Annotated in this window: 19 protein-coding genes and 2 pseudogenes; 6 read left to right on the top strand and 15 right to left on the bottom strand. The window is 35.2% G+C overall.

The features are described 5' to 3' along the window. The first annotated feature begins 22 nt into the window (after positions 1–22). From accD to DI487_RS04730, 3 genes are all read left to right on the top strand, one after another. On the top strand, positions 23–877 hold the full coding sequence (gene accD / locus DI487_RS04720; RefSeq protein ID WP_109568639.1) for an acetyl-CoA carboxylase, carboxyltransferase subunit beta: 855 nt from the start codon (positions 23–25) through the stop codon (positions 875–877). A gap of 68 nt (positions 878–945) precedes the next feature. Next, complete coding sequence (locus tag DI487_RS04725; protein WP_109568640.1) at positions 946–1,617, top strand: carboxypeptidase-like regulatory domain-containing protein; 672 nt, start codon at positions 946–948, stop codon at positions 1,615–1,617. 11 nt (positions 1,618–1,628) lie between these two features. After that, positions 1,629–2,624 carry a transglutaminase domain-containing protein gene (locus tag DI487_RS04730; protein ID WP_109568641.1) on the top strand — a complete coding sequence of 332 codons (996 nt, stop codon included), beginning with the start codon at positions 1,629–1,631 and terminating at the stop codon, positions 2,622–2,624. A 78-nt stretch (positions 2,625–2,702) separates the two neighbouring features. Here the strand turns inward: DI487_RS04730 and DI487_RS04735 are convergent, their stop codons facing one another. The 6 genes and pseudogenes from DI487_RS04735 to DI487_RS04760 form a co-directional block, all read right to left on the bottom strand. Then, the gene (locus DI487_RS04735; RefSeq protein WP_109568642.1) at positions 2,703–3,143 is read right to left on the bottom strand and encodes a hypothetical protein; all 441 of its coding nucleotides are present in this window, start codon (positions 3,141–3,143) and stop codon (positions 2,703–2,705) included. 181 nt (positions 3,144–3,324) lie between these two features. Continuing rightward, positions 3,325–4,125 (bottom strand): TIGR00266 family protein, encoded by an 801-nt coding sequence (locus tag DI487_RS04740; protein WP_109568643.1) that lies wholly within the window; start codon positions 4,123–4,125, stop codon positions 3,325–3,327. Between the two features lie 54 nt (positions 4,126–4,179). Further along, positions 4,180–4,917, bottom strand: a complete 738-nt coding sequence (mtgA, locus tag DI487_RS04745) for a monofunctional biosynthetic peptidoglycan transglycosylase (protein ID WP_109568644.1) — start codon at positions 4,915–4,917, stop codon at positions 4,180–4,182. Next, complete coding sequence (locus DI487_RS04750) at positions 4,918–6,030, bottom strand: NAD(P)/FAD-dependent oxidoreductase (RefSeq protein WP_109570607.1); 1,113 nt, start codon at positions 6,028–6,030, stop codon at positions 4,918–4,920. Beyond that, positions 6,030–6,719 (bottom strand): DedA family protein, encoded by a 690-nt coding sequence (locus DI487_RS04755; RefSeq protein ID WP_109568645.1) that lies wholly within the window; start codon positions 6,717–6,719, stop codon positions 6,030–6,032. The genes DI487_RS04750 and DI487_RS04755 overlap by 1 nt, the downstream gene beginning before the upstream one ends. Before the next feature lies 1 nt (position 6,720). Then, a pseudogene (locus DI487_RS04760) lies at positions 6,721–7,982 on the bottom strand (dicarboxylate/amino acid:cation symporter). 232 nt (positions 7,983–8,214) lie between these two features. Between DI487_RS04760 and DI487_RS04765 the strand changes: the two are divergent. Together DI487_RS04765 and DI487_RS04770 are read left to right on the top strand one after the other, a co-directional pair. Then, positions 8,215–11,877 (top strand): reprolysin-like metallopeptidase, encoded by a 3,663-nt coding sequence (locus tag DI487_RS04765; protein WP_109568646.1) that lies wholly within the window; start codon positions 8,215–8,217, stop codon positions 11,875–11,877. A gap of 90 nt (positions 11,878–11,967) precedes the next feature. After that, positions 11,968–13,861: pseudogene (locus DI487_RS04770) on the top strand (S9 family peptidase). Between the two features lie 64 nt (positions 13,862–13,925). Here the strand turns inward: DI487_RS04770 and accC are convergent. The 6 genes from accC to pdxA form a co-directional block, all read right to left on the bottom strand. Further along, on the bottom strand, positions 13,926–15,275 hold the full coding sequence (gene accC, locus DI487_RS04775; RefSeq protein WP_109568647.1) for an acetyl-CoA carboxylase biotin carboxylase subunit: 1,350 nt from the start codon (positions 15,273–15,275) through the stop codon (positions 13,926–13,928). A 112-nt stretch (positions 15,276–15,387) separates the two neighbouring features. After that, positions 15,388–15,876, bottom strand: a complete 489-nt coding sequence (accB, locus tag DI487_RS04780; protein ID WP_109568648.1) for an acetyl-CoA carboxylase biotin carboxyl carrier protein — start codon at positions 15,874–15,876, stop codon at positions 15,388–15,390. 28 nt (positions 15,877–15,904) lie between these two features. Further along, the gene (locus DI487_RS04785) at positions 15,905–16,906 is read right to left on the bottom strand and encodes a beta-ketoacyl-ACP synthase III (protein ID WP_109568649.1); all 1,002 of its coding nucleotides are present in this window, start codon (positions 16,904–16,906) and stop codon (positions 15,905–15,907) included. Between the two features lie 207 nt (positions 16,907–17,113). Further along, positions 17,114–17,308 carry a 50S ribosomal protein L32 gene (gene rpmF / locus DI487_RS04790; protein ID WP_109568650.1) on the bottom strand — a complete coding sequence of 65 codons (195 nt, stop codon included), beginning with the start codon at positions 17,306–17,308 and terminating at the stop codon, positions 17,114–17,116. Positions 17,309–17,310: 2 nt separating this feature from the next. After that, positions 17,311–17,850 carry a YceD family protein gene (locus DI487_RS04795; protein WP_109568651.1) on the bottom strand — a complete coding sequence of 180 codons (540 nt, stop codon included), beginning with the start codon at positions 17,848–17,850 and terminating at the stop codon, positions 17,311–17,313. Positions 17,851–17,936: 86 nt separating this feature from the next. After that, positions 17,937–18,980 (bottom strand): 4-hydroxythreonine-4-phosphate dehydrogenase PdxA, encoded by a 1,044-nt coding sequence (gene pdxA / locus DI487_RS04800; RefSeq protein ID WP_109568652.1) that lies wholly within the window; start codon positions 18,978–18,980, stop codon positions 17,937–17,939. 59 nt (positions 18,981–19,039) lie between these two features. On the opposite strand from pdxA, the gene DI487_RS04805 reads away from it, so the two are divergent. Continuing rightward, the gene (locus tag DI487_RS04805) at positions 19,040–19,630 is read left to right on the top strand and encodes a riboflavin synthase (protein ID WP_109568653.1); all 591 of its coding nucleotides are present in this window, start codon (positions 19,040–19,042) and stop codon (positions 19,628–19,630) included. Positions 19,631–19,655: 25 nt separating this feature from the next. Here the strand turns inward: DI487_RS04805 and DI487_RS04810 are convergent, their stop codons facing one another. The 3 genes from DI487_RS04810 to DI487_RS04825 form a co-directional block, all read right to left on the bottom strand. Beyond that, positions 19,656–19,871 carry a hypothetical protein gene (locus DI487_RS04810; RefSeq protein WP_109568654.1) on the bottom strand — a complete coding sequence of 72 codons (216 nt, stop codon included), beginning with the start codon at positions 19,869–19,871 and terminating at the stop codon, positions 19,656–19,658. Positions 19,872–20,348: 477 nt separating this feature from the next. Continuing rightward, positions 20,349–20,675 carry a hypothetical protein gene (locus DI487_RS04820; RefSeq protein ID WP_109568656.1) on the bottom strand — a complete coding sequence of 109 codons (327 nt, stop codon included), beginning with the start codon at positions 20,673–20,675 and terminating at the stop codon, positions 20,349–20,351. After that, complete coding sequence (locus DI487_RS04825; protein ID WP_109568657.1) at positions 20,663–21,376, bottom strand: hypothetical protein; 714 nt, start codon at positions 21,374–21,376, stop codon at positions 20,663–20,665. Before DI487_RS04825 ends, DI487_RS04820 begins: the two co-directional genes overlap by 13 nt. Between the last annotated feature and the right edge of the window lie 284 nt (positions 21,377–21,660).

Here is a 21,660-nt window from a genome sequence, read left to right on the forward strand (position 1 = left end):
CTCTGACATCTAACTAAAGACTATGGCTTGGTTTAAAAGAAAAGAAAAAGGTATACAAACTCCAACGGAAGAAAAAAAGGATGTACCTAAAGGCTTATGGTATAAATCACCAACCGGGAAAATTGTTGACACAGAAGAATTAGCTAAAAACCTTTGGGTAAGCCCGGAAGATGATTTCCACGTAAGAATCGGTAGTGCTGAATATTTTGAAATTCTTTTTGACAATAATGAGTTTGAAGAATTAAATCCGAATATGACTTCAAAGGATCCTCTAAAGTTCGTTGACACCAAAAAATATAGCGATCGTTTAAAAGATGTAATGGCTAAAACCCATTTAAAAGATGCTGTCAGAACTGCTGTAGGAAAATCTAAAGGTAAAGACATTGTTGTAGCCTGTATGGATTTCGCTTTTATCGGAGGCTCAATGGGGGCTGTTGTAGGAGAAAAAATAGTACGTGCAATTGACTATTCGATCAAACACAACGTTCCTTTTTTAATGATCTCAAAATCCGGTGGAGCTCGTATGATGGAGGCAGCACAATCACTGATGCAATTAGCTAAAACCTCTGCTAAATTGGTACAATTAGCAGAAGCTAAAATCCCTTATATCTCATTGTGTACAGATCCTACTACAGGTGGTACAACAGCTTCGTATGCAATGTTAGGAGACATTAACATCGGTGAACCCGGAGCTTTGATCGGATTTGCCGGACCTCGCGTCGTAAAAGACACAACCGGAAAAGATTTGCCGGAAGGCTTCCAAACATCAGAATTCTTATTAGAACACGGATTCCTTGATTTTATTATCCACAGAAAAGAGCTTAAAAACAAGGTAAATTTATATCTTGACTTAATATTAAATCAGGAAGTCAGATAATAAAAAAACCGCTCGTTTGAGCGGTTTTTTTATTATATTGCATTAGCCAATTCTTTAAACTACAGGTTATGAAAAACAAATTCAGCTTAAATATCGACAATCCTTGTTCAGAGGACTTTAATAATTTTTCGTCTACTGCTAAAGGTGGATTTTGTGATTCCTGTAAAAAAGAAGTTATCGATTTTAGTAAAATGAATTCTGACGAAATCATCCAATACTTTAAAAAAGGTGATGTTATCTGTGGTAGGTTTAAACCCGATCAATTAAAAGTTTATGAAAAGAATCATCCAAAAAGGAAATATTTAAGTTTTTTTAGCGGAATTGGTTTAGCCTATCTATCTTTTTTTAATAGCGGAAACATTCAGGCTCAGGAAATAAAATCTCAGGAAGACCCTAACCAGAAACCCATTGAAGAAAGTAAACAGCAACAAGAATACATTACCGTAAAAGGAACGGTTGTAGATGAATTGGGACCTGTTGCCGGCGCTAATGTTGTTCTTGAAGGAACTGCAATAGGAACAACAACTGACTTTGACGGGAATTTTGAATTTCCTGAAAAACTTAAAAAAGGAGACGTATTACTTTTTAGTTATGTAGGCCTAGAATCAAAAAAGGTTATCATGGGCAACGAGAATTCCAATTTACAGATTGAATTAAACGTTAATATGAGTTCCTGCACTCTTTACATGATGGGAAAAGTTGCTAAAAAAGGGGTATACTCTTCAAAAAAGAAAAAATAAGATTTCCTTGCATGAAAAGTATCCTCATACTCTTTTTATTTCTTTTCTTTACAACTGCAAATGCTCAAATTTCTGATTTTAATTCAATTGATCTAAAAAAAGCAGATAATATCGCTAAATTAAACGACGGAGAAAACTTAGAGAACCTTCCTGTCCTTTCGTATAAACTCACACATAAGCTTTCAACTGATATCGAAAAGTTCAGAGCTATTTTTTATTGGGTATGCCATAACATCTCTGCGGATGATTTCCTAAATTCAAAAGTCATCCAAATGCGAAAAAAATTCCAAAACGACAGTTTAGCTTATATCGCCTGGAGCAATAAGCATAAGAAAAAGACTTTTAAAAAACTGATCAAGCAAAAAACAACTGCCTGTACCGGTTATGCTTATTTAGTTAAAGAATTGTGCTTTTTTGCAAATATTAAATGCGAAATTATTAATGGATACGGAAGAACATCTGATGACAATGTCAAATCTTTAGATCTGGTCAATCATTCATGGAATGCTGTTCAGGTAAATAACAAATGGTATTTATGCGATGCTACTTGGGCAAGCGGTTATTTAAATGAAAAAGGATATTTCATTAAAGAATATAATGATGGATATTTCTTAACAGAACCTAATCTATTTGAAAAAAATCATATCCCAGAAGACTCAAAATGGGCTCTCAAAACTAATAGTAAAGAAACAAAAGAAATATTTCCACTTGTTTACGGAGAAACTTTTAAGTTAAATATTGATCCCATATTGCCCAATGAAATGATCAATAGATTTAAAATAGGAGAAGAAATTGCATTTAGCTATAAAAGCTCAAATAGTGAATACAAAACATCGCTTGTAGAATTAATAGGATCAAGAGAAATTCCTTTTGAAATTTATAATATTCAAAAAAAAGATGATATAACATCATTCGTATATAAATTTAACAAGAAAGGAAACTACGATGTACATCTTAAAATCAACGATTATATAGTTGCAACTTATATCATAAAAATAGTAGACTAAAATACAATAAAAAAACCGCTCAATGAGCGGTTTTTATTTTTAACAATTTTGTAAATAAAGTTATGTCATTACTAGAAATTAATACTTATGACTTACATTAACATCTTGGTAAATTTGCATTAGCACTAATGTGCCTATTACACAAGAAGCAACTCCCTCAAAGAATAGCACTCCACAATATTGTAGAATACTTACTTTACCCACAAAAAAGAAAGTATTAGATAAAGTGTTTAGATACGTTTCTCCTCCTTTTAAATAGATAAAAATGATAAGGCCAACGATTCCTAAAAAAACACCTAAAACTCCAGTAATGAAGCCAGAAAAAAAGTTTTCAAAATAGTCTATTTTACCTTTTAAGTAACTTTCTCTTATGGTTTTACGAATACCGTACAAAACGATAAACGCATTTAAAGCTCTTAAGTAATTTTTACTTGCTAAACCTAAAAAATCCATTGCTAGGAAAAACAAGGCAATTCCTATAAAAATTAGAACTGCATTTTTTAAAACCGAATTATTCATGACTAACAAAATTTAAACTATAAAGTTACAAAATATCAATATAAAACACTGATAATCAATACATAAAATTACGTTAAATTAAAATTAGCATCTCTATTTGACTAAAAAATATTTCCTCACAAAAAATAAAAAGCTAAAGCCAACTTTAAAAGTTGGCTTTAGTATGTTATATTAATTATAATTAAAAACTATTATCTCCATCTAAAAGGTTTCCTAAACCTCCCAATAAACTTCCTTCGCCTTTATCTTTCCCTCCCATTTGAGGTGCAGCCTGGATTACTCTGTCTGCCAATCTACTAAATGGTAAAGACTGGATATAAGCCACTCCGGGACCTCGTAAGGTAGCATAAAACATTCCTTCGCCTCCGAAAATAGTATTCTTGATCCCTCCTATAAATTCAATATCGTAGTGTACATCTTTTGTAAAGCCTACAATACAACCTGTATCTACTTTTAAAACTTCTCCGGGTTGTAATTCTTTTCTTGCTAGCGTTCCTCCGGCATGAACAAATGCCATTCCGTCTCCTTCCAGCTTCTGCATAATGAATCCTTCACCTCCGAACAAACCTCGACCTAATTTCTTTGAAAATTCAATTCCTACTGAAACTCCTTTGGCAGCACATAAAAAAGCATCTTTCTGACATATAAATCTACCACCGTATTTTTGTAGATCTATCGGAACTATTTTACCGGGATATGGCGATGCAAAAGAAACCTTCTTCTTACCGAAATCCACATTTTGGTAAGCCGTCATGAATAAACTTTCACCTGTTAAAACACGTTTCCCGGCAGACAACAATTTTCCGAAGATCCCGCTTGTTTGATTGCTTCCGTCACCGAAAATAGTTTCCATTTTAATACCATTATCCATCATCATAAAACTTCCGGCCTCAGCAACTACAACTTCTTGCGGATCCAGTTCTATTTCAACATATTGCATTTCTTCACCATAAATATGGTAGTCAATTTCGTGTGCAGTCATAATTTATATTTTTGATTGATTAGTCGAAAAACAGCGTTTTTTGTTACTGAAAAACTAATACTCCAACTTCACATAGCCAATATAACGGCTAATTGTTTTCTTACGACGATTAATATAAGGCGTTGAATTTACAGGTTTATATCTTCGAGGATTAGGCAAAATAGCCGCTATCCCTGCCGCTTCATAACGCGATAAATTCCGGGCTTCTTTATGATACCAATGTCTGGAAGCGGCTTCTGCACCATACACTCCGTCTCCCATCTCTATACTATTCAGATAGACTTCCATAATGCGCTCTTTACTCCACAACAACTCGATCAAAACCGTAAAATAAGCTTCAAATCCTTTTCGAACATAACTACGACCCGGCCATAAAAACACATTTTTGGCTGTTTGCTGTGAAATTGTACTCCCTCCTTTTATTTTTTTTCCTTTCTGATTGCCTTCAAAAGCTTTTTGCATAGCTGTAAAATCAAAACCATTATGCTCTAAAAAATGGCCGTCTTCACTGGCTATAACTGCTTTTTGTAAATTTGGTGAAATGTATTCTATTGCCACCCAATGATGTGAACAGGTCATTTCTTTCCCGACATTTTTTTGCTCAATTGCTCTGATAGCCATTAAAGGAGTATAAGGAACCGGAACGAACTTATACAACAACACCCAGAAAATACAGATCCCATTAAACCAAAGAATGAACTTCAGTACAAAACGAAGTAATTTTTGCTTAAAAGTTCTTTTTACCGGTTTTTTAGCCGGTTTCTTTTTGGTAGTTGTCTTCTTTGCTGTCATTTATAGTAAATCCGCTAATTCTTTTCCTGTTAAACCTCCTATTGCTACTCCCATTCCGCCTAAACGAACACCACAGGCCACATTATCAGAAAGTTGTTTTACAATCGGTCTTTTATGATTTCCTACTCCCATTATTCCGCTCCAACGGTGTTCAATTTCAAAATCAAATTGCGGCAAAATTACACTTTTAAGTAATTGTTCTAACTGTTCCTGAATAATTTTTGTTTGCCCTAAATGAGTTGTAGTTTCACCTTCAAAATCAAGGTTCCTTCCGCCACCAAAAAGAATTCTGTTCTCAATATTTCGGAAATAGTAATACCCTCTGTCTAGATGAAAAGTCCCCTTGACCGAAAGGCCTTCTATAGGCTTTGTTACCAATACCTGAGCCCGGGCCGGCTTGATATCCCCTTTCATCAATTCAGAAGCAAATCCGTTAGTAGCCAATAATAGTTTGTTGGTATAAAAAGAGATACCATTGGTAACGACCTCTACTTTAGCACCCGAATCATGGAAAGTAGTAACATTTTGTTGATTCAGAATTAAAATATCATTTGCTATTGCTTTTTTTAACAAAGCCTGCATCATGTTTCCGGTATCGATCTGACCTTCAAAAGAATTATACAGCAAATAATTAAAAATGTTTTGAAAACCAAAGACATTGCTTTTTTTAATAAAAACTTTCTCTTTAAAAATCGGACTTAAAATTTGGTTGACTAATGAAAGCTGATTTACACATTCATCAAAAAAAGCTTCATCCTGCTGTAAAAACAACTCATAACCTCCATATTGTCTGAAATCTAAAATCTTATCTCCTAAATTCTTACGAAGCAATTGTAATCCATTCCATCTTTTTTCTACCAAAGAAACTACTTCATCTTCCGTATGTGTTTTTAAATCATCTAAAATTTCGGAAAGACTTCCAAAACAGGCAAAACCTGCATTTTTTGTACTGGCTCCCTGAGGTAATATTCCTTTTTCTAAGACCAATATCTTAGCTTTCGGAAAGCGTTGTTTTAATTCTATCGCACAATGCAATCCTACTATTCCACTTCCTACAATAGTAAAATCTACATTCGTAAACCAGTTTTTCAACTCCCAGTAACTTAATGGTATCATTCCTTTTTAGATTTGTTTTTAGCCGACTTTATTGCTTTCATTACTAAAGGAAAAGTAGTTACAGCAATAAGGATAAAAATAATCTTTTCAATATGTTTTTTTAAGTCCAGATCAAACTCTTCTAAGAACAAACCATAGAGATAATGTCCCGCAAAAACTAAAATAAACGACCACATAACAGAACTCAATACATTATAAAACATGAAGCGTGTTTTTTTCATGTGAACAATTCCGGCAATGATCGGGACAAAGGTTCTTATGATAGGTAAAAAACGAGCAAAAATAATAGCTTTCCCTCCATGTCTTTCAAAAAATATCTGTGATTCGTGCAAGTATCTTTTCTTAAAGAAAAAACTATCCTCTCTTTGGTATAAAAATTGTCCGCTACGCGCTCCGAACCAATAACCGAATATGTTTCCCAAAGTAGCTGCCGCAGCAATCAACAAACCTAAAATTGTAACGTTAGAAAAATCACCCGGTATATAGAAAAAAGTCTCCACTAATTCTCTGGAGTAGATTCCGGATAGAAACAACAAGCTGTCTCCGGGCAGGAAAAAACCGGCAAATAACCCTGTTTCGGCAAACACAATAAATAAAACCATATAGATACCGACAGGAACCCCACCGATTTCCATTGTGATGTAAAACTCAGGATTAAATAATTTCGTCCAGTGAAAATCTTCCATATTACGCTAATTTATCTACTGATTTTGCCACAACCATTGAAACTGCTGCATCTCCGGTTACATTTACTGTGGTTCTGCACATATCCAGAGGTCTGTCAATGGCAAAAATCAAGGCTAATCCTGCTTCGGGTATTCCTGCTTGTGCCAAAACAATTACCAACATTACCATACCTGCACCCGGAACTGCTGCACTTCCTATAGAAGCCAAAGTTGCTGTTGTAATAATTCCTAACTGAACTCCCAAACTTAAATCCATACCGAAAGCCTGTGCGATAAAGACAGCCGCTATGGCCTGATATAAACTGGTTCCGTCCATATTAATAGTAGCCCCTATCGGTAATACAAAACTGGCTACTTCATCATCTACGCCTAAATTATCGACTACTCGTTCCATCGTAACCGGTAAAGTTGCCGCACTTGAACTTGTTGAAAAGGCTAATAATTGAGCCGGAGATATACCATTAAAGAAGAACTTCGGAGATTTTCTTGCCAATACTTTCACTAAAAACATATAAACCAATATCATTATCCCCAATCCTATCAGCACTGTTATCCCATACATCCCCAAAGCTTTAAACAGATCAAAGCTAGGCGATTCAGCCACTAATGATGCTAAAAGTGCAAAAACACCAAACGGAGCAGCTAACATGATAATATCTATCATTTTCAAGATCACTTCATTAAATCCGTCAAAAAAAGCTTTGACCGGAGCAGCCTGATCTTGTGGAATAAGGATTAAGGCAATCCCGAAAAAGACTGCAAAAAAGATCACTTGTAACATATTACCGTTATCTGAAGCCGCCTTCATGATATTACTTGGCACCATATCTTCTAAAGCCTGTAGAGGTCCTGTTTCGCTCTGCTCTTCAGCCGCCATGATCTTAGAGTTAGCATCACTGGCATAGTTTCCGACCAATTCAGTACGTGTTTCTTTGGAAATATAACTTCCCGGCTTTATTATGTTTACAACAACTAAACCGATCGAAACTGCTAAAACAGTAGTCAGCACATACATCCCTATAGTTCTCCCTCCCATTCTGGATAGTTTCGATATATCTTTTAAATCGGAAACTCCTTTTATCAAAGATGCTAAAATCAAGGGAACGGCTATCAGTTTAAGCAGGTTAATAAAAATATTACCGAAGGGTTTAATCCAATCCACAATAATTTCTTTCCCCCAACTAAATTGTATCAAAACAACAGCAAAAAGTACCCCAGAAACATCCCTAAAAGTATTTGCCAATGTAATGCCAGTTTCCTCATAACAGCTAATTAATATATTAAGCTGTGAAAATACGGATATTTTTTCAAATCACACCCCAATACTCTCTCTCTAATTACCTCAAATTCTAACAAAATTCATTTCTTAAATGTAATAAATACAGCTATTTTTTATCGTTTTGTTATATTTTAACAAAATATACAGAAAAACTGTAACTATTTTAACATTAGAATAAATACATTTGATTTGATAATTAACCTTAACTATTTTTTTATGAAACAAAAATTCCTAGGAATTGCCTTACTGGCAATCTCATCCTTTGCCTTTGGGCAAAACGGAGACTCATTCTGGTTCAGAACCCAGAAAAAAGCAGATTCTGAAATAGTTCAGAACAAAAGAATGATCCAAAATCCAAAACTCTTCGGATTGGATATGGTAAAAATGAAACAAAAGCTAAGTCAATTGTCCCACAAAACAACTTCAGCTGACCAATCTAACTTAACCTTATCATTCCCAAATGCAGAAGGTGCACTTGAAAATTTTAAAATTATTGAGTATTCCGTTATGGATCCCGATCTGGCTAATCGTTATCCGGATATTAAATCTTATGTCGGACAAGGTGTCGAAAACCCGGGAGCAACAATTTACATCAGTATTTCCCCGCTTGGGTTCCAATCCATGACTCTCTATCCCGATCAATCAGCACTATTTATTGAACCTTATACTTCAGATCTATCTTCTTATGCGGTTTACAGAAAATCAGATAAAAGACAAGCTTTTTCAAAATTTGAATGTTCTGTAATAGATCAGGTAAACCAATCTGCTGTTGTTGGCACTCAACTACGCCCTAATGCAGACGATTCAACCCTGAGAACATTCCGCTTAGCTATGTCTGTAACAGGTGAATACACAGCTTATTTCGGAGGAACAAAGACAAATGCCTTGGCTGCTATCAATAACACTATGACACGTGTTAACGGTGTTTTTGAAAAAGACTTTGGCGTTCGACTAGTTCTGATTTCAAATACTGATTCAGTTATTTATACCAATTCTTCAACTGATCCTTATTCACCTTCAAGTAGTATGTCGAATTGGAATTCACAATTACAATCGACTTTAACTAGTGTAATCGGCGAATCTAACTATGATATCGGACACCTATTCGGAAAAGACGGCGGCGGCGGAAATGCCGGTTGTATCGGTTGTGTTTGTGTAGACGGACAAAAAGGTAGCGGATACACTTCTCCGGCTGACGGAATTCCTTCAGGTGACAATTTTGACATTGATTATGTAGCTCACGAATTAGGACATCAATTAGGGGCTAATCACACTTTTTCAATGAGCAATGAAGGAACCGGAGCCAATATGGAACCGGGATCTGGCTCCACAATTATGGGATATGCCGGTATTACTTCTCAAGATATTCAAGCACATTCTGATGCTTACTTCCACTCTATCAGTATACAACAAGTCACTAATAACATTAAGGCAAAATCTTGTCCGACCCTTACCAGTACAGGAAATAGTGTTCCGACTGCAAATGCGGGTTCTGACTACACTATTCCTAAAAGCACTCCATTTATGTTAACCGGTTCCGGAATAGATGCTAACGGAGATGCACTTACATATTGTTGGGAACAAATGGACAATGCTTCAAGCTCACAAACAGGATCTAGCTCAGCCGCTAGCGCAACTAAAACCAGCGGTCCGAATTTCAGATCCTATACTCCAACGACTTCATCTACTCGTTATTTCCCAATGATGTCCAGAGTTCTGGCAGGTGCTACAACAACTTCAGGTTCAGAAATTACCGTTGAAGCTCTTTCTTCGGTAGCCAGAACTTTAAATTTCAGATTTACTGTAAGAGATAACAGAGCCGGCGGATCAGCTAATAATAGTGACGATATGGTCGTAACTGTAAATGGCACGGCAGGACCATTTGTAGTTACAGCTCCTAATACCGCCGTAACTTATACAGGTGGAAGTACGCAAACAATCACTTGGAATGTTGCAGGAACTACTTCTAACGGTGTGAACTGTGCTAATGTAGATATTTTACTTTCTACAAACGGAGGAAGCACTTGGACAACTCTTTTAGCCGCTACAACGAACGACGGAACACAGGATGTTACTATACCAAACACACCTTCTTCACAGTGTAGAATTATGATCAAAGGAACCAATCATATTTTCTTTGATGTTTCTAATACTAATTTTACCATTACTGCAGGTTCAGGAAATGATACAACAGCACCAAGTGCACCGACCAATTTAGCAGCTTCAGGAACGACACAAACAACTACAAGTTTAAACTGGACTGCTTCAACAGATAATGTGGCTGTGACAGGTTATAATGTATATCAAAACGGAACTCAGATCGGAACTTCTTCTACCACTTCTTATAATGTTACCGGATTAACAGCTTCCACTACTTACAGTTTTACTGTTAAAGCTAAAGATGCTGCCGGAAATATTTCAAGCACAAGTAATACCGTAAACGTTACAACATTATCCGGTTCCACCACACCGACTTATTGTACTTCTCAAGGAAATACAGTTACGGACGAATATATCGGAAGAGTTCAATTGAACACCATCAATAATTCATCAGGTAACGGAAACGGCTATTCTGATTTTACTTCTATATCTACAAACCTTACAAAAGGAACAGCTTATACCATTACTATTACTCCAACATGGACAGGAACTGTTTATAGTGAGGGTTATGCGGTTTGGATCGACTATAACCAAAACGGAAGCTTTAATGACTCAGGAGAACTGGTTTGGAGTAATGCCGCAAGCACAACAACTCCGGTTTCCGGAACTTTCACTATACCGACAACAGCTACCAGCGGAGCAACTCGAATGAGAGTTTCCATGAAATACAACGGAATTCCGACTTCCTGCGAGACTTTCTCTTACGGAGAAGTTGAAGATTACACCGTTAATTTAGCTACCGGAGCTGCAGATACGACAGCTCCTTCAGCACCTACTCTTTCAGCAAGCGGAACAACCCAAACCACCACTAATTTAAGTTGGACAGCTTCTACGGACAACGTAGGCGTAACGGGATATAACGTTTACCAAAACGGAAGTCAGATCGGAACCACCACTACTGCTACATCTTATAGTGTTACCGGATTAACAGCTTCTACTACATATAGCTTTACAGTAAAAGCCAAAGACGCTGCCGGAAACATATCCGCATCCAGTAATACAGTTAGTGTAACGACATCTGCTAACACAGTAACGTATTGTTCTTCACAAGGTAACAACACTTCTGATGAGCGAATTGCACAAGTAGTTTACGGTTCTATCAACAATTCTTCAACAGGAACTTCCGGATATGAAGATTTTACTTCTGTATCTACTAATGCTGCCAGAGGTTCTTCTCAAACCATTACCATAACCCCTTATTGGTCAGGAACTGTTTACAGTGAAGGTTATGCGGTTTGGATCGATTTCAACCAAGATGGTGACTTTGACGACTCCGGAGAGTTAGTATGGAGCAAATCTGCAAGTAAAACAACTCCGGTTTCCGGAACCATTACAATTCCTTCAACAGCTACACTTGGAGCTACAAAAATGAGAGTTTCGATGAAGTATAATGCAATCCCGACTTCTTGCGAATCTTTCACTTACGGACAAGTTGAAGATTATACTGTAAATATCACTTCAAGTGGAAAAGAAATTGAAGATACTGTGTTTACTTCAACTGAAATCACTTTATATCCGAACCCGACCAGTAGCATTCTAAACATTACCGGATTGAGTAATAGTAGTGCTTTTACAATCTACAATCTATTAGGCCAACCGGTTAAAAAAGGAAATGCAGAAAACAATATGATTAACGTAGAGAGTTTAGAACAAGGACATTATATAATTGAAATTCAAAATAATGACCAAATCACAACGAAACGATTTATCAAAAAATAAAATCTTTAATCACTTCAAGAAAGCCTCAGAAATGAGGCTTTTTTTATAGCCTTTATTTAAGTAATTTTATACGCTACAAATTTAAACCCTATGAAAAAACAATTTTTATCTATTATTTTAATTATGGCAGGACTTTCACTTAGTGCTCAAGAAGTCATGACACCCGAACTTTTATGGAAGCTCGGACGCATTTCTCCTTTAGGAATTTCAAAAGACGGAAAATCAATCATTTATAAAGTATCAACCCCTTCTGTTGAAGAAAACAAATCAAATAGTGTATTTTACAGTATCCCTGTAACAGGCGGCAAAGCAACTGTAATTGAAAACGCTTCTGATTTAGTAAATGATAAAAATAATAATGAAAAAGGCGGCACTCTTTCTCATAAAGAAGTTAAAATTGATAACGTTTATGGAAAAGACTTTTATCCTGAATTAGAAAAAAGCGAAGTTCATATCTATAACGGATTAGATTACCGTCATTGGGATACTTGGAACGACGGTACTCACAACCATATTATTTTTACGAATAACCAAAAAGAAGAAATTGATATTATGGCTAACGAACCTTTTGATTCACCACAAAAACCTTTCGGTGGGGATGAGGACTACATTTGGTCTCCTGATGGTTCAAAAATAATATATGTATGTAAAAAGAAAACAGGAGCAGCTTACGCTATTAGTACTAATACAGACCTATATGAGTACGATATAAACACCAAAACAACTAAAAATTTAACGAAGGAAAACAAAGGATATGATGTTGCCCCACAGTTTTCTCCTAACGGCGATCTCTCATGGCTGCAAATGAAACGAGAAGGCTATGAGGCCGATAAAAATGATATTGTAGTTAACCACAAAGGCTTTTTAATCAACTTAACTTCTGCTTGGGACGGAACTGTAGACAGTTTCATTTGGAGCGAAGATGGGAAAAAAGTATATTTTTTAGCGCCTGTTGACGGAACCAAACAACTTTTTGAAGTGAATTTCCCGGGGCTGAGTAAGATTATGGTAAGAGTTAAGCAACTAACAGAAGGTCAGTTCGATGTCAATCAGATTATCGGTTTTAGCGGAAATAATGTTTTAGTTACAAGAAGTGATATGAACCATGCCAATGAAATTTTTTCCTATGACCTGAAAAAGAAAAAATGGAATCAGATTACCAATGTAAATACCAAGACATATGCCAAATTAGCTTTGCCAACTGTTGAAAAAAGAATGGTTAAAACTACCGACGGTAAAGACATGTTAGTTTGGGTTATTTTACCGCCAAATTTTGACAAAACTAAAAAATATCCAACCCTATTATATTGCCAAGGGGACCACAAGGGGCTCTTTCACAATTTTATTCTTTCCGTTGGAATTTTCAGGTAATGGCCTCACAAGATTATATTGTAGTTGCCCCTAACCGCAGAGGTATGCCGGGACACGGTGTAAAATGGAATGAAGATATCAGCAAGGATTGGGGGGACAAGCTATCCAGGATTATCTAAGTGCTATTGATGATGTTGCCAAAGAACCTTACGTAGATAACAAACGTTTAGGAGCTGTTGGTGCAAGTTACGGTGGTTATTCGGTTTTCTATTTAGCAGGAATTCACAACAATCGTTTCAAAACATTCATTTCGCATTGTGGCGTTTTCAATCTTGAAAGTATGTATGGAACAACGGAAGAAGTTTTCTTTACGAATTGGGATTTGGGCGGACCTTATTGGGATAAAAATAATGTTGCCGCTCAAAAAACGTATCAACAATTCAATCCTATTAAACTCGTTGATAAATGGAACACTCCGATTTTTGTAATTCAGGGCGGAAAAGATTTCCGGGTTCCGATCGGACAAGGACAAGAAGCTTTTCAGGCAGCCCAACTGAAAGGAATACACAGCCGTTTTATGTTTTTCCCTGACGAGAACCACTGGGTTTTAAAACCTCAAAACGGAATTGTTTGGCAACGCGAATTCTTTAAATGGTTAAAAGAAACTCTGTAGCTGTAATCAATAATAAAAAATCCCGATTCAAAGAATCGGGATTTTTTATTGAAATTATATTTCACTATTCTTTAATTTCTTCCATTTTGAAATCCTCCATAAACTTAGTGGTATAATTTCCGGCAACATAATCCGGATTCTCCATTAACTGTCTGTGGAAAGGAATAGTTGTTTTGATTCCTTCAATTACGAACTCATCTAAAGCTCGTTTCATTTTATTAATTGCCTCTTCTCTTGTTTGAGCTGTTGTAATCAACTTAGCAATCATAGAATCATAATTCGGCGGAATAGTATATCCGGCGTAAACATGAGTATCCAAACGTACTCCATGACCTCCCGGTGCGTGTAAAACAGTAATTTTACCCGGAGATGGTCTGAAATCATTATATGGATCCTCAGCATTAATACGACACTCTATGGAATGCAATTGCGGATAATAATTTTTACCTGAAATCGGCACTCCTGATGCAACTAATATTTGCTCACGAATCAAATCATAATCTACAACTTGTTCCGTAATAGGATGTTCAACCTGAATACGAGTATTCATTTCCATGAAGTAGAAATTACGATGCTTATCTACCAAGAACTCAATAGTCCCTGCTCCTTCGTAATTAATATACTCAGCTGCTTTCACAGCTGCTTCACCCATTTTATCACGTAACTCCTGCGTCATAAAAGGCGAAGGCGTTTCTTCTGTCAATTTTTGGTGACGACGTTGAATAGAACAATCTCTTTCAGAAAGGTGACACGCTTTTCCGTATTGGTCTCCCACAACTTGGATCTCGATATGTCTTGGCTCTTCAATTAATTTTTCCATGTACATACCGTCATTTCCGAATGCTGCAGCAGCTTCCTGACGAGCACTTTCCCAAGCTTTTTGCAATTCGTCTTCTTTCCAAATAGCACGCATTCCTTTTCCACCTCCACCGGCAGTGGCTTTCATCATCACAGGATAACCTATTTCTTTAGCTACTTTTTTAGCTTGTTCAAAAGATTCCAAAATTCCGTCTGAACCGGGAACACAAGGTACACCCGCTGCTTTCATTGTTGCTTTTGCGGTAGCTTTATCTCCCATTTTTTCAATCATTTCTGCTGAAGCACCGATAAACTTTATTCCGTGCTCTTCACAAATCTTTGAAAACTTAGCATTTTCAGATAAGAATCCGTATCCGGGATGAATTGCATCTGCATTCGTGATCTCTGCAGCAGCTATGATATTTGACATTTTCAAGTAAGACAAATTACTTGGCGGCGGACCAATACACACTGCTTCATCTGCAAAACGAACGTGTAAACTATCAGCATCTGCAGTGGAATATACTGCTACTGTTTTGATCCCCATTTCTCTACAGGTTCTAATTACACGTAGTGCAATTTCTCCTCTGTTTGCGATTAATATTTTTTTAAACATAATAATCAAATTAGATAATTAGTCCATCCCGAAAAAACGGGACAAGTTGTGTCAATTAGACAATTAAATGAAATCAAAAAATATGATCTCTAACTTCTAATTTCTAACTTTATTAAGATGGATCTACTAAGAATAAAGGTTGATCAAATTCTACCGGGGAGGCATCGTCTACTAATACTTTAACGATTTTCCCTGAAATTTCTGACTCAATCTCATTGAATAGTTTCATAGCTTCAATCACACAAACCACATCTCCTTTTGAAATTGTACTTCCTACTTCTGCAAACACAGGTTTATCCGGTGCCGGCTTTCTATAGAATGTACCGATGATAGGAGATTTTATAGTGATATATTTACTATTTTCTTCTGAACTTTTAACTTCCGGAGCAACCGGCGCAGCTGCTGTTGTAGGAGCAACTGGCATAGGAGCCGCAGCCTGTGGCAAAGCTGTAGTTACAGGAACCTGTTGAACGTAAGTTGTTTCAGTTCCTTCCTGAGTGGTTTTAATGGTGATTTTAAAATCCTCCATTTCTAACTTCACCTCTGTAGCACCAGATTTAGCTACAAACTTAATTAGGTTTTGAATTTCTCTAATATCCATACTCTTTGAAATTTGGTTTAGCTTGTTGTTATTTTGTATCGTATGCCCATTTCAGATAAATAGCTCCCCAAGTGAAGCCACCTCCGAATGCTGCAAAAATTATATTATCTCCTTTTTTAATTTGCTTTTCGAATTCACAAAGTAATAACGGTAATGTAGCTGAAGTTGTATTACCATACTTGTGAATATTAATCAGAACTTTTGAATCATCAACTCCCATTCTGTTTGCTGTAGCATCAATAATTCGTTTATTAGCCTGATGAGCAACCAGCCAATTTACATCCTCATGCGACAAATTGTTTCGCTGCATGATCTTCTCGCTCACATCAGCCATTCCGGAAACAGCATATTTGAATACTGTTTTTCCATCCTGAAAAACATAATGTTGCTTATTTTTAACTGTTTCTTCTGAAGCCGGCAATATTGAACCTCCTGCATCGATCTTTAAAAATTCACGCCCTACGCCATCACTTTTCAATACTTCATCCTGAAGACCGAAACCTTCTTCATTAGGTTCAAATAAAACAGCGCCACCTCCATCACCGAAAATGATACAAGTGGCTCTATCTGTATAATCTATTATAGATGACATCTTATCAGCACCTATTAATAATATTTTTTTATATTTTCCTGATTGAATATAAGCAGATGCGACTGACATTCCGTAAAGAAAACTGGAACAGGCAGCTTGCAAGTCAAAAGCAAAAGCATTGGTCGCTCCGATCTGTGTTGCTACATAAACTCCTGTTGAAGCTACAGGCATATCCGGTGTGGCAGTTGCCATAATAACCAGATCAATTTCTTTAGGATCAAGATTTGCCTTTTCTATAAGGTTCTGAGCTGCTTTTATAGCTAAATAAGAAGTCCCGACTCCTTCATCCTCTTTTAAAATCCTTCTTTCTTTTATCCCTGTACGGGTTGTAATCCATTCATCGTTAGTGTCTACCATTGTTTCCAATACCTGGTTAGACAAAACATATTTAGGCACATAAGAACCGATTGCTGTAATGGCAGCCGTTATTTTACTCATTTGTCAATTTTTTAAAAAATGGTAACTACTTTTTTATATAGAAAAACAGCCTTGGTTATTTTTAGCGCACCAAAAATTTGTAATCTCCTAAAAAAGTGGTGGAAATTACAAAAAAATATACGATTATAAAACCAATGCTAAATAAAAGAGCTGTACTAGTAACAAAAAAACCCTCACTTCGTGAGAGTTTTCTGTATTTTAAAACAATTACGCTACTGCTTCAGTTTTATCAACTACTACCTGACCTCTGTAATATAATTTACCTTCATGCCAGTAAGCTCTGTGATACAAATGAGCCTCTCCTGTTACCGGGCAAGTTGCGATCTGTGGAACAGATGCTTTGTAGTGCGTTCTTCTTTTATCTCTTCTTGTTGACGACTGTCTTCTCTTAGGATGTGCCATTTTTACTTATTTTTATCCGTTAATAGTTTTTTTAAATTTTCCCACCTTGGGTCTATATCTTCTTTTTCTTTTTTCTCTTCTTTCGGAGCCAACTGCTCCAATTTCTGTAAAGCGTCCGTTTGTAAAGTTCCGTCTTTCACTCCCGGATGCACTCTCTTAGCCGGAACTGAAAGCACTATCATCTCGTAGATATACTGTGAAACATCTACTTGAAACTCTCCGTGTGGCAATATCAGCAATTCTTCATTTTCATCATTAAACTCCTCTCCGAACTTCACTATTAGTTTTAATTTTCCTTTTACAGGTAAATTAAAATATTCACTAGTCAAGTCACAAGGCACTCTAACTTCTCCTTTATGCTTAAAAGCCAACTCCAACATTGTACTTTTTTTCTCCAGAACTATATTCACTTTAATATCAGCCGCATCAAACTCATCATAATTAAAGTGTTTAAAGAACGAATTATCTATCTGATAATCAAACTGATGCTTACCTATCTTTAATCCTGAAAACGGGATCAAATATTCTTTAATATTCTTCATAACAACAGTTTACCCTCTAAAAGGGATGCAAATATATAAAATTATTACAAATCCAAAACCAGTTATAAACATTTTTTTGTTTACAACTACCCTTGTTTTATTTTCAAAGGGTTCTGTATAAGCTCCTGATATTCATTTCTTTTATGAAAAACATCAATCGCAAGATACACTGCTTCTCTGAAAGAATTATAGCTAGCCACTCCTTTTCCGGCTATCTCATAAGCCGTACCATGGTCGGGAGATGTTCTTATTTTTTCCAATCCTGCAGTATAATTCACCCCATTACCAAAAGACAGCGTTTTAAACGGTATCAAACCCTGATCATGATACATTGCCAATATAGCATCAAACTTCTCATACTGATTCGATCCGAAAAAACTATCTGAAGAATAAGGTCCGAAAGCCATTATTCCGCTATTAAATAATTCTTCAACTTTGGGACGAATAATATCTTGCTCTTCTTTTCCTATAACTCCATTGTCTCCACTATGCGGATTAAGTCCTAAAACTGCAATCTTAGGTTTTACAATTCCGAAATCCCGGATTAAAGATTGTTGAATGGTTCTTATTTTTGATTCCAGGAATTCCGGAGTCAGATATTTTGTAATTTCATTTACAGGAACATGATCAGTCAACAAACCTATTCGCAAGTTTCCACTCACCATCAACATTAAAGCACTCCCTTCAATTTCCTGATTCAAATAATCTGTGTGTCCCGGAAACTTGAATTCATCCGACTGAATATTGTATTTATTGATCGGAGCAGTAACCAAAACATCGACAAAACCATCCTTCAAGGCTTTGGTAGCAGTTACAAACGATTTAACGGCATAACGTCCGACATTGTCGTCTGCTTTACCAAAATCTAAATTCACACCTTCCCGCCAAACATTCAACACATTCAGCTTACCCGGGACAATCTGTTCTAAATTATCGATTCCCTGAACACTAACCTCTGCATTTAATGTTTTTTTTATAAAGGAAATTATTTTTGTATTGGCAAAAATAACCGGCGTACAAAAATCAAACATCCTATTGTCCTCAAAAGTTTTCAAAACAATCTCAGGCCCAATCCCATTCAAATCACCTATTGAGATACCAACTATTATATTTTCTACCTTTTTAACCATTTTCGGTTATTATTATTTACGTATTTTTGAACTGCAAATTTAATAAAATAAAATCAGTTATGTTTACAGGAATTATAGAAACACTCGGAACAGTAGAAGATATTCAAAAAGAGCAAGATAACCTCCATATTACAATCAACTCCACCATTACTAACGAATTAAAGATAGACCAAAGTGTAGCTCATAACGGCATTTGCCTCACAGTTGTAGCAATAGACGAAAACAACTACACTGTCACTGCAATTAAAGAAACCATCGACAAAACCAACATAGGATTGTGGCAAAAAGGAGACTTAATCAACTTAGAAAGAGCCATGAAATTAGGAGACCGCTTAGACGGACATATTGTTCAAGGCCATGTTGACCAAACAGGAACTTGCATAAATATTCAGGAAACAAACGGAAGCTGGCTTTTCACCTTTGAATATAATGACAAGCTCAACAACATTACAATAGAAAAAGGGTCAATTACCATAAACGGAACCAGTCTAACAGTAGTCAACTCCAAAAGAAATGAATTCAGCGTAGCCATTATACCTTACACGTATGAGCACACTAATTTCAAAACATTTAAAAAAGGAACAGAAGTCAATTTAGAATTTGATGTTTTAGGCAAATATGTAAAACGAATCCATGAATTAAATCAGTAGTAACAATAACAAAAAAAGCTCTTTTTTAAAAAGAGCTTTTTTTTGCTGATATATATTTTTTTGATATAAAATAGCCAAATATTAATGCCAAGAAGAACAAAAATACTAATCCCCCATCAATAGGTAAACCTGGCGGTGGTGGTGGCGTTGGTGGCGGCGGGGTCGGATCAGCTGCCAAAGCCATATCAACATTTAGTAATGCCACGAAAACTAAAACTATTTTTTGTACTGCTAATTTCATAGGCCTAAAGTATAAATTTTTATTCTTTAATGGAAGAAAATGGGTTTTCTTAATTATTTATTAACGATTTGCAAACAAAGTCGTTAAAACATTGCTTTTGAAAACACGAAAATAAAAATATTTTTATATTAATCAATGATTTTTAAAAAAAAACTTAAAAAAATCTTAATTTCTTCCTCATCAGCTAAAAAAAATAGTCTTTTACCGACTATTTCTTTCAACTTGTGGTCCCACCTGGGCTCGAACCAGGGACCACCTGATTATGAGACTGTAACAAATGTCTTACAGATTATTGCTTTTCTTTGTAAATGTTTGAAAACAAATGATTTACTAATATTAATAGTTTCTTTTGTTTTCAGATTTTTACTCTTTTCAGCAAAAATGTTTGACCTATGTTTGACCTCAAATTCAATTGGTCTTTTTCAGAACCTTTTCATTCGAGGTGCAAATATATTCTAAATATCTATTTTACAAAACTTATTCTTTAAATTTTGTTATAATTTTTAAAACCATCTCCTTTTTAAAATTTCGCTTTGTTTTAATTTTAATTAAATTCTCCTTATTATCAAATACACAAAAAGCACTTAAAATATCACAATTATAAAAGAGATAAATCTGATATTTTCTAATCTTTCTATATCTATATAATTCATAAGCAAAATTGTTTTCAGCTAAAAAGCAACCTAAAGGATTTAAATCAAACTCATGTAACTCATATTCTTCTCCTAATCTGAACAAAGGAATTGATAGTTTTACCATAAGCATAAAAAAACCACCTAAAAGGTGGTAGATTAATTTGTACAATATTTTTCAAATATGGGATTGACTTCTTGATTACCCAAACTCTCTGCGATAATCAATTTCAAACAACCTTTGTCTTTTTCTCCTGTATTCAACATACATAAACCGCCATATAAATAAGCTTCGCTATTTTCATGATTATATGAAAGTGCTAAATCAACGTCTTCATAAGCTGCCTTAAATTGATTAATTTTTATTTTAGCAAATGCTCTTAGACAATAAGCTCTACTTATCTCTGCTGGTTTATTTAACTTCAAAAATATTTGTAATCCATAATTAGCTTTGGAATCATTATAATTATTGATTATTGTATTTAGGTCTTCAATTGCACTGTCAAAATGATTTAATTGGCATTTTAACAACGCTCTTTCCTGAAGAGCTTGATTCCAATAATACTCTTTTGTATTCATTGAACTAATTGATAGGTTATAATATTCTAATGCTTCAGCATATCTATTAGTTTTAAACAAAGTAAAACCTTTGAAATAATACAATTTGGAGTTAGTTAACGGATAGTTTAAATTTTGGTTTTCTTTTGAAAAGCTTTTGCTTTTAATCGCCAAATCAAAATTATTTAAAGCATTAACATAATCTCTCTTTGATAAAAATTCTTCTCCTAAATCAAAATAATAATTCTTTGTTTGATTTTGAGAGTTTGCAATTAAAGAATAGCATAGAGCTAAAACGAATATAATTTTTTTCATGTTGTTTTGTATTTAATTTAAAAGTGATTTAATCCATTCTGTAATAAAAAGTATAATGTGCATTCCAACAAAGAGAGCAAATGATGTAAATATTGAAATGCTTAAAATTGACAAATACCCTAACCCTTTCTGAGAATCTTCTTTGTCAACTTTTTTATAGGAGTTAATTATTAGTAAAGCAATAAACATGAGTAGAAAGAAAATAATGAAATTCTTTTCGTCTGCAATTAAATGTCTTAGCTCTTTTGTGTAAATAAAGCATGAGATGAATAAGACAACTATAA

This window comes from Flavobacterium sediminis (assembly GCF_003148385.1).
Classification (GTDB): Bacteria; Bacteroidota; Bacteroidia; order Flavobacteriales; family Flavobacteriaceae; genus Flavobacterium; species Flavobacterium sediminis.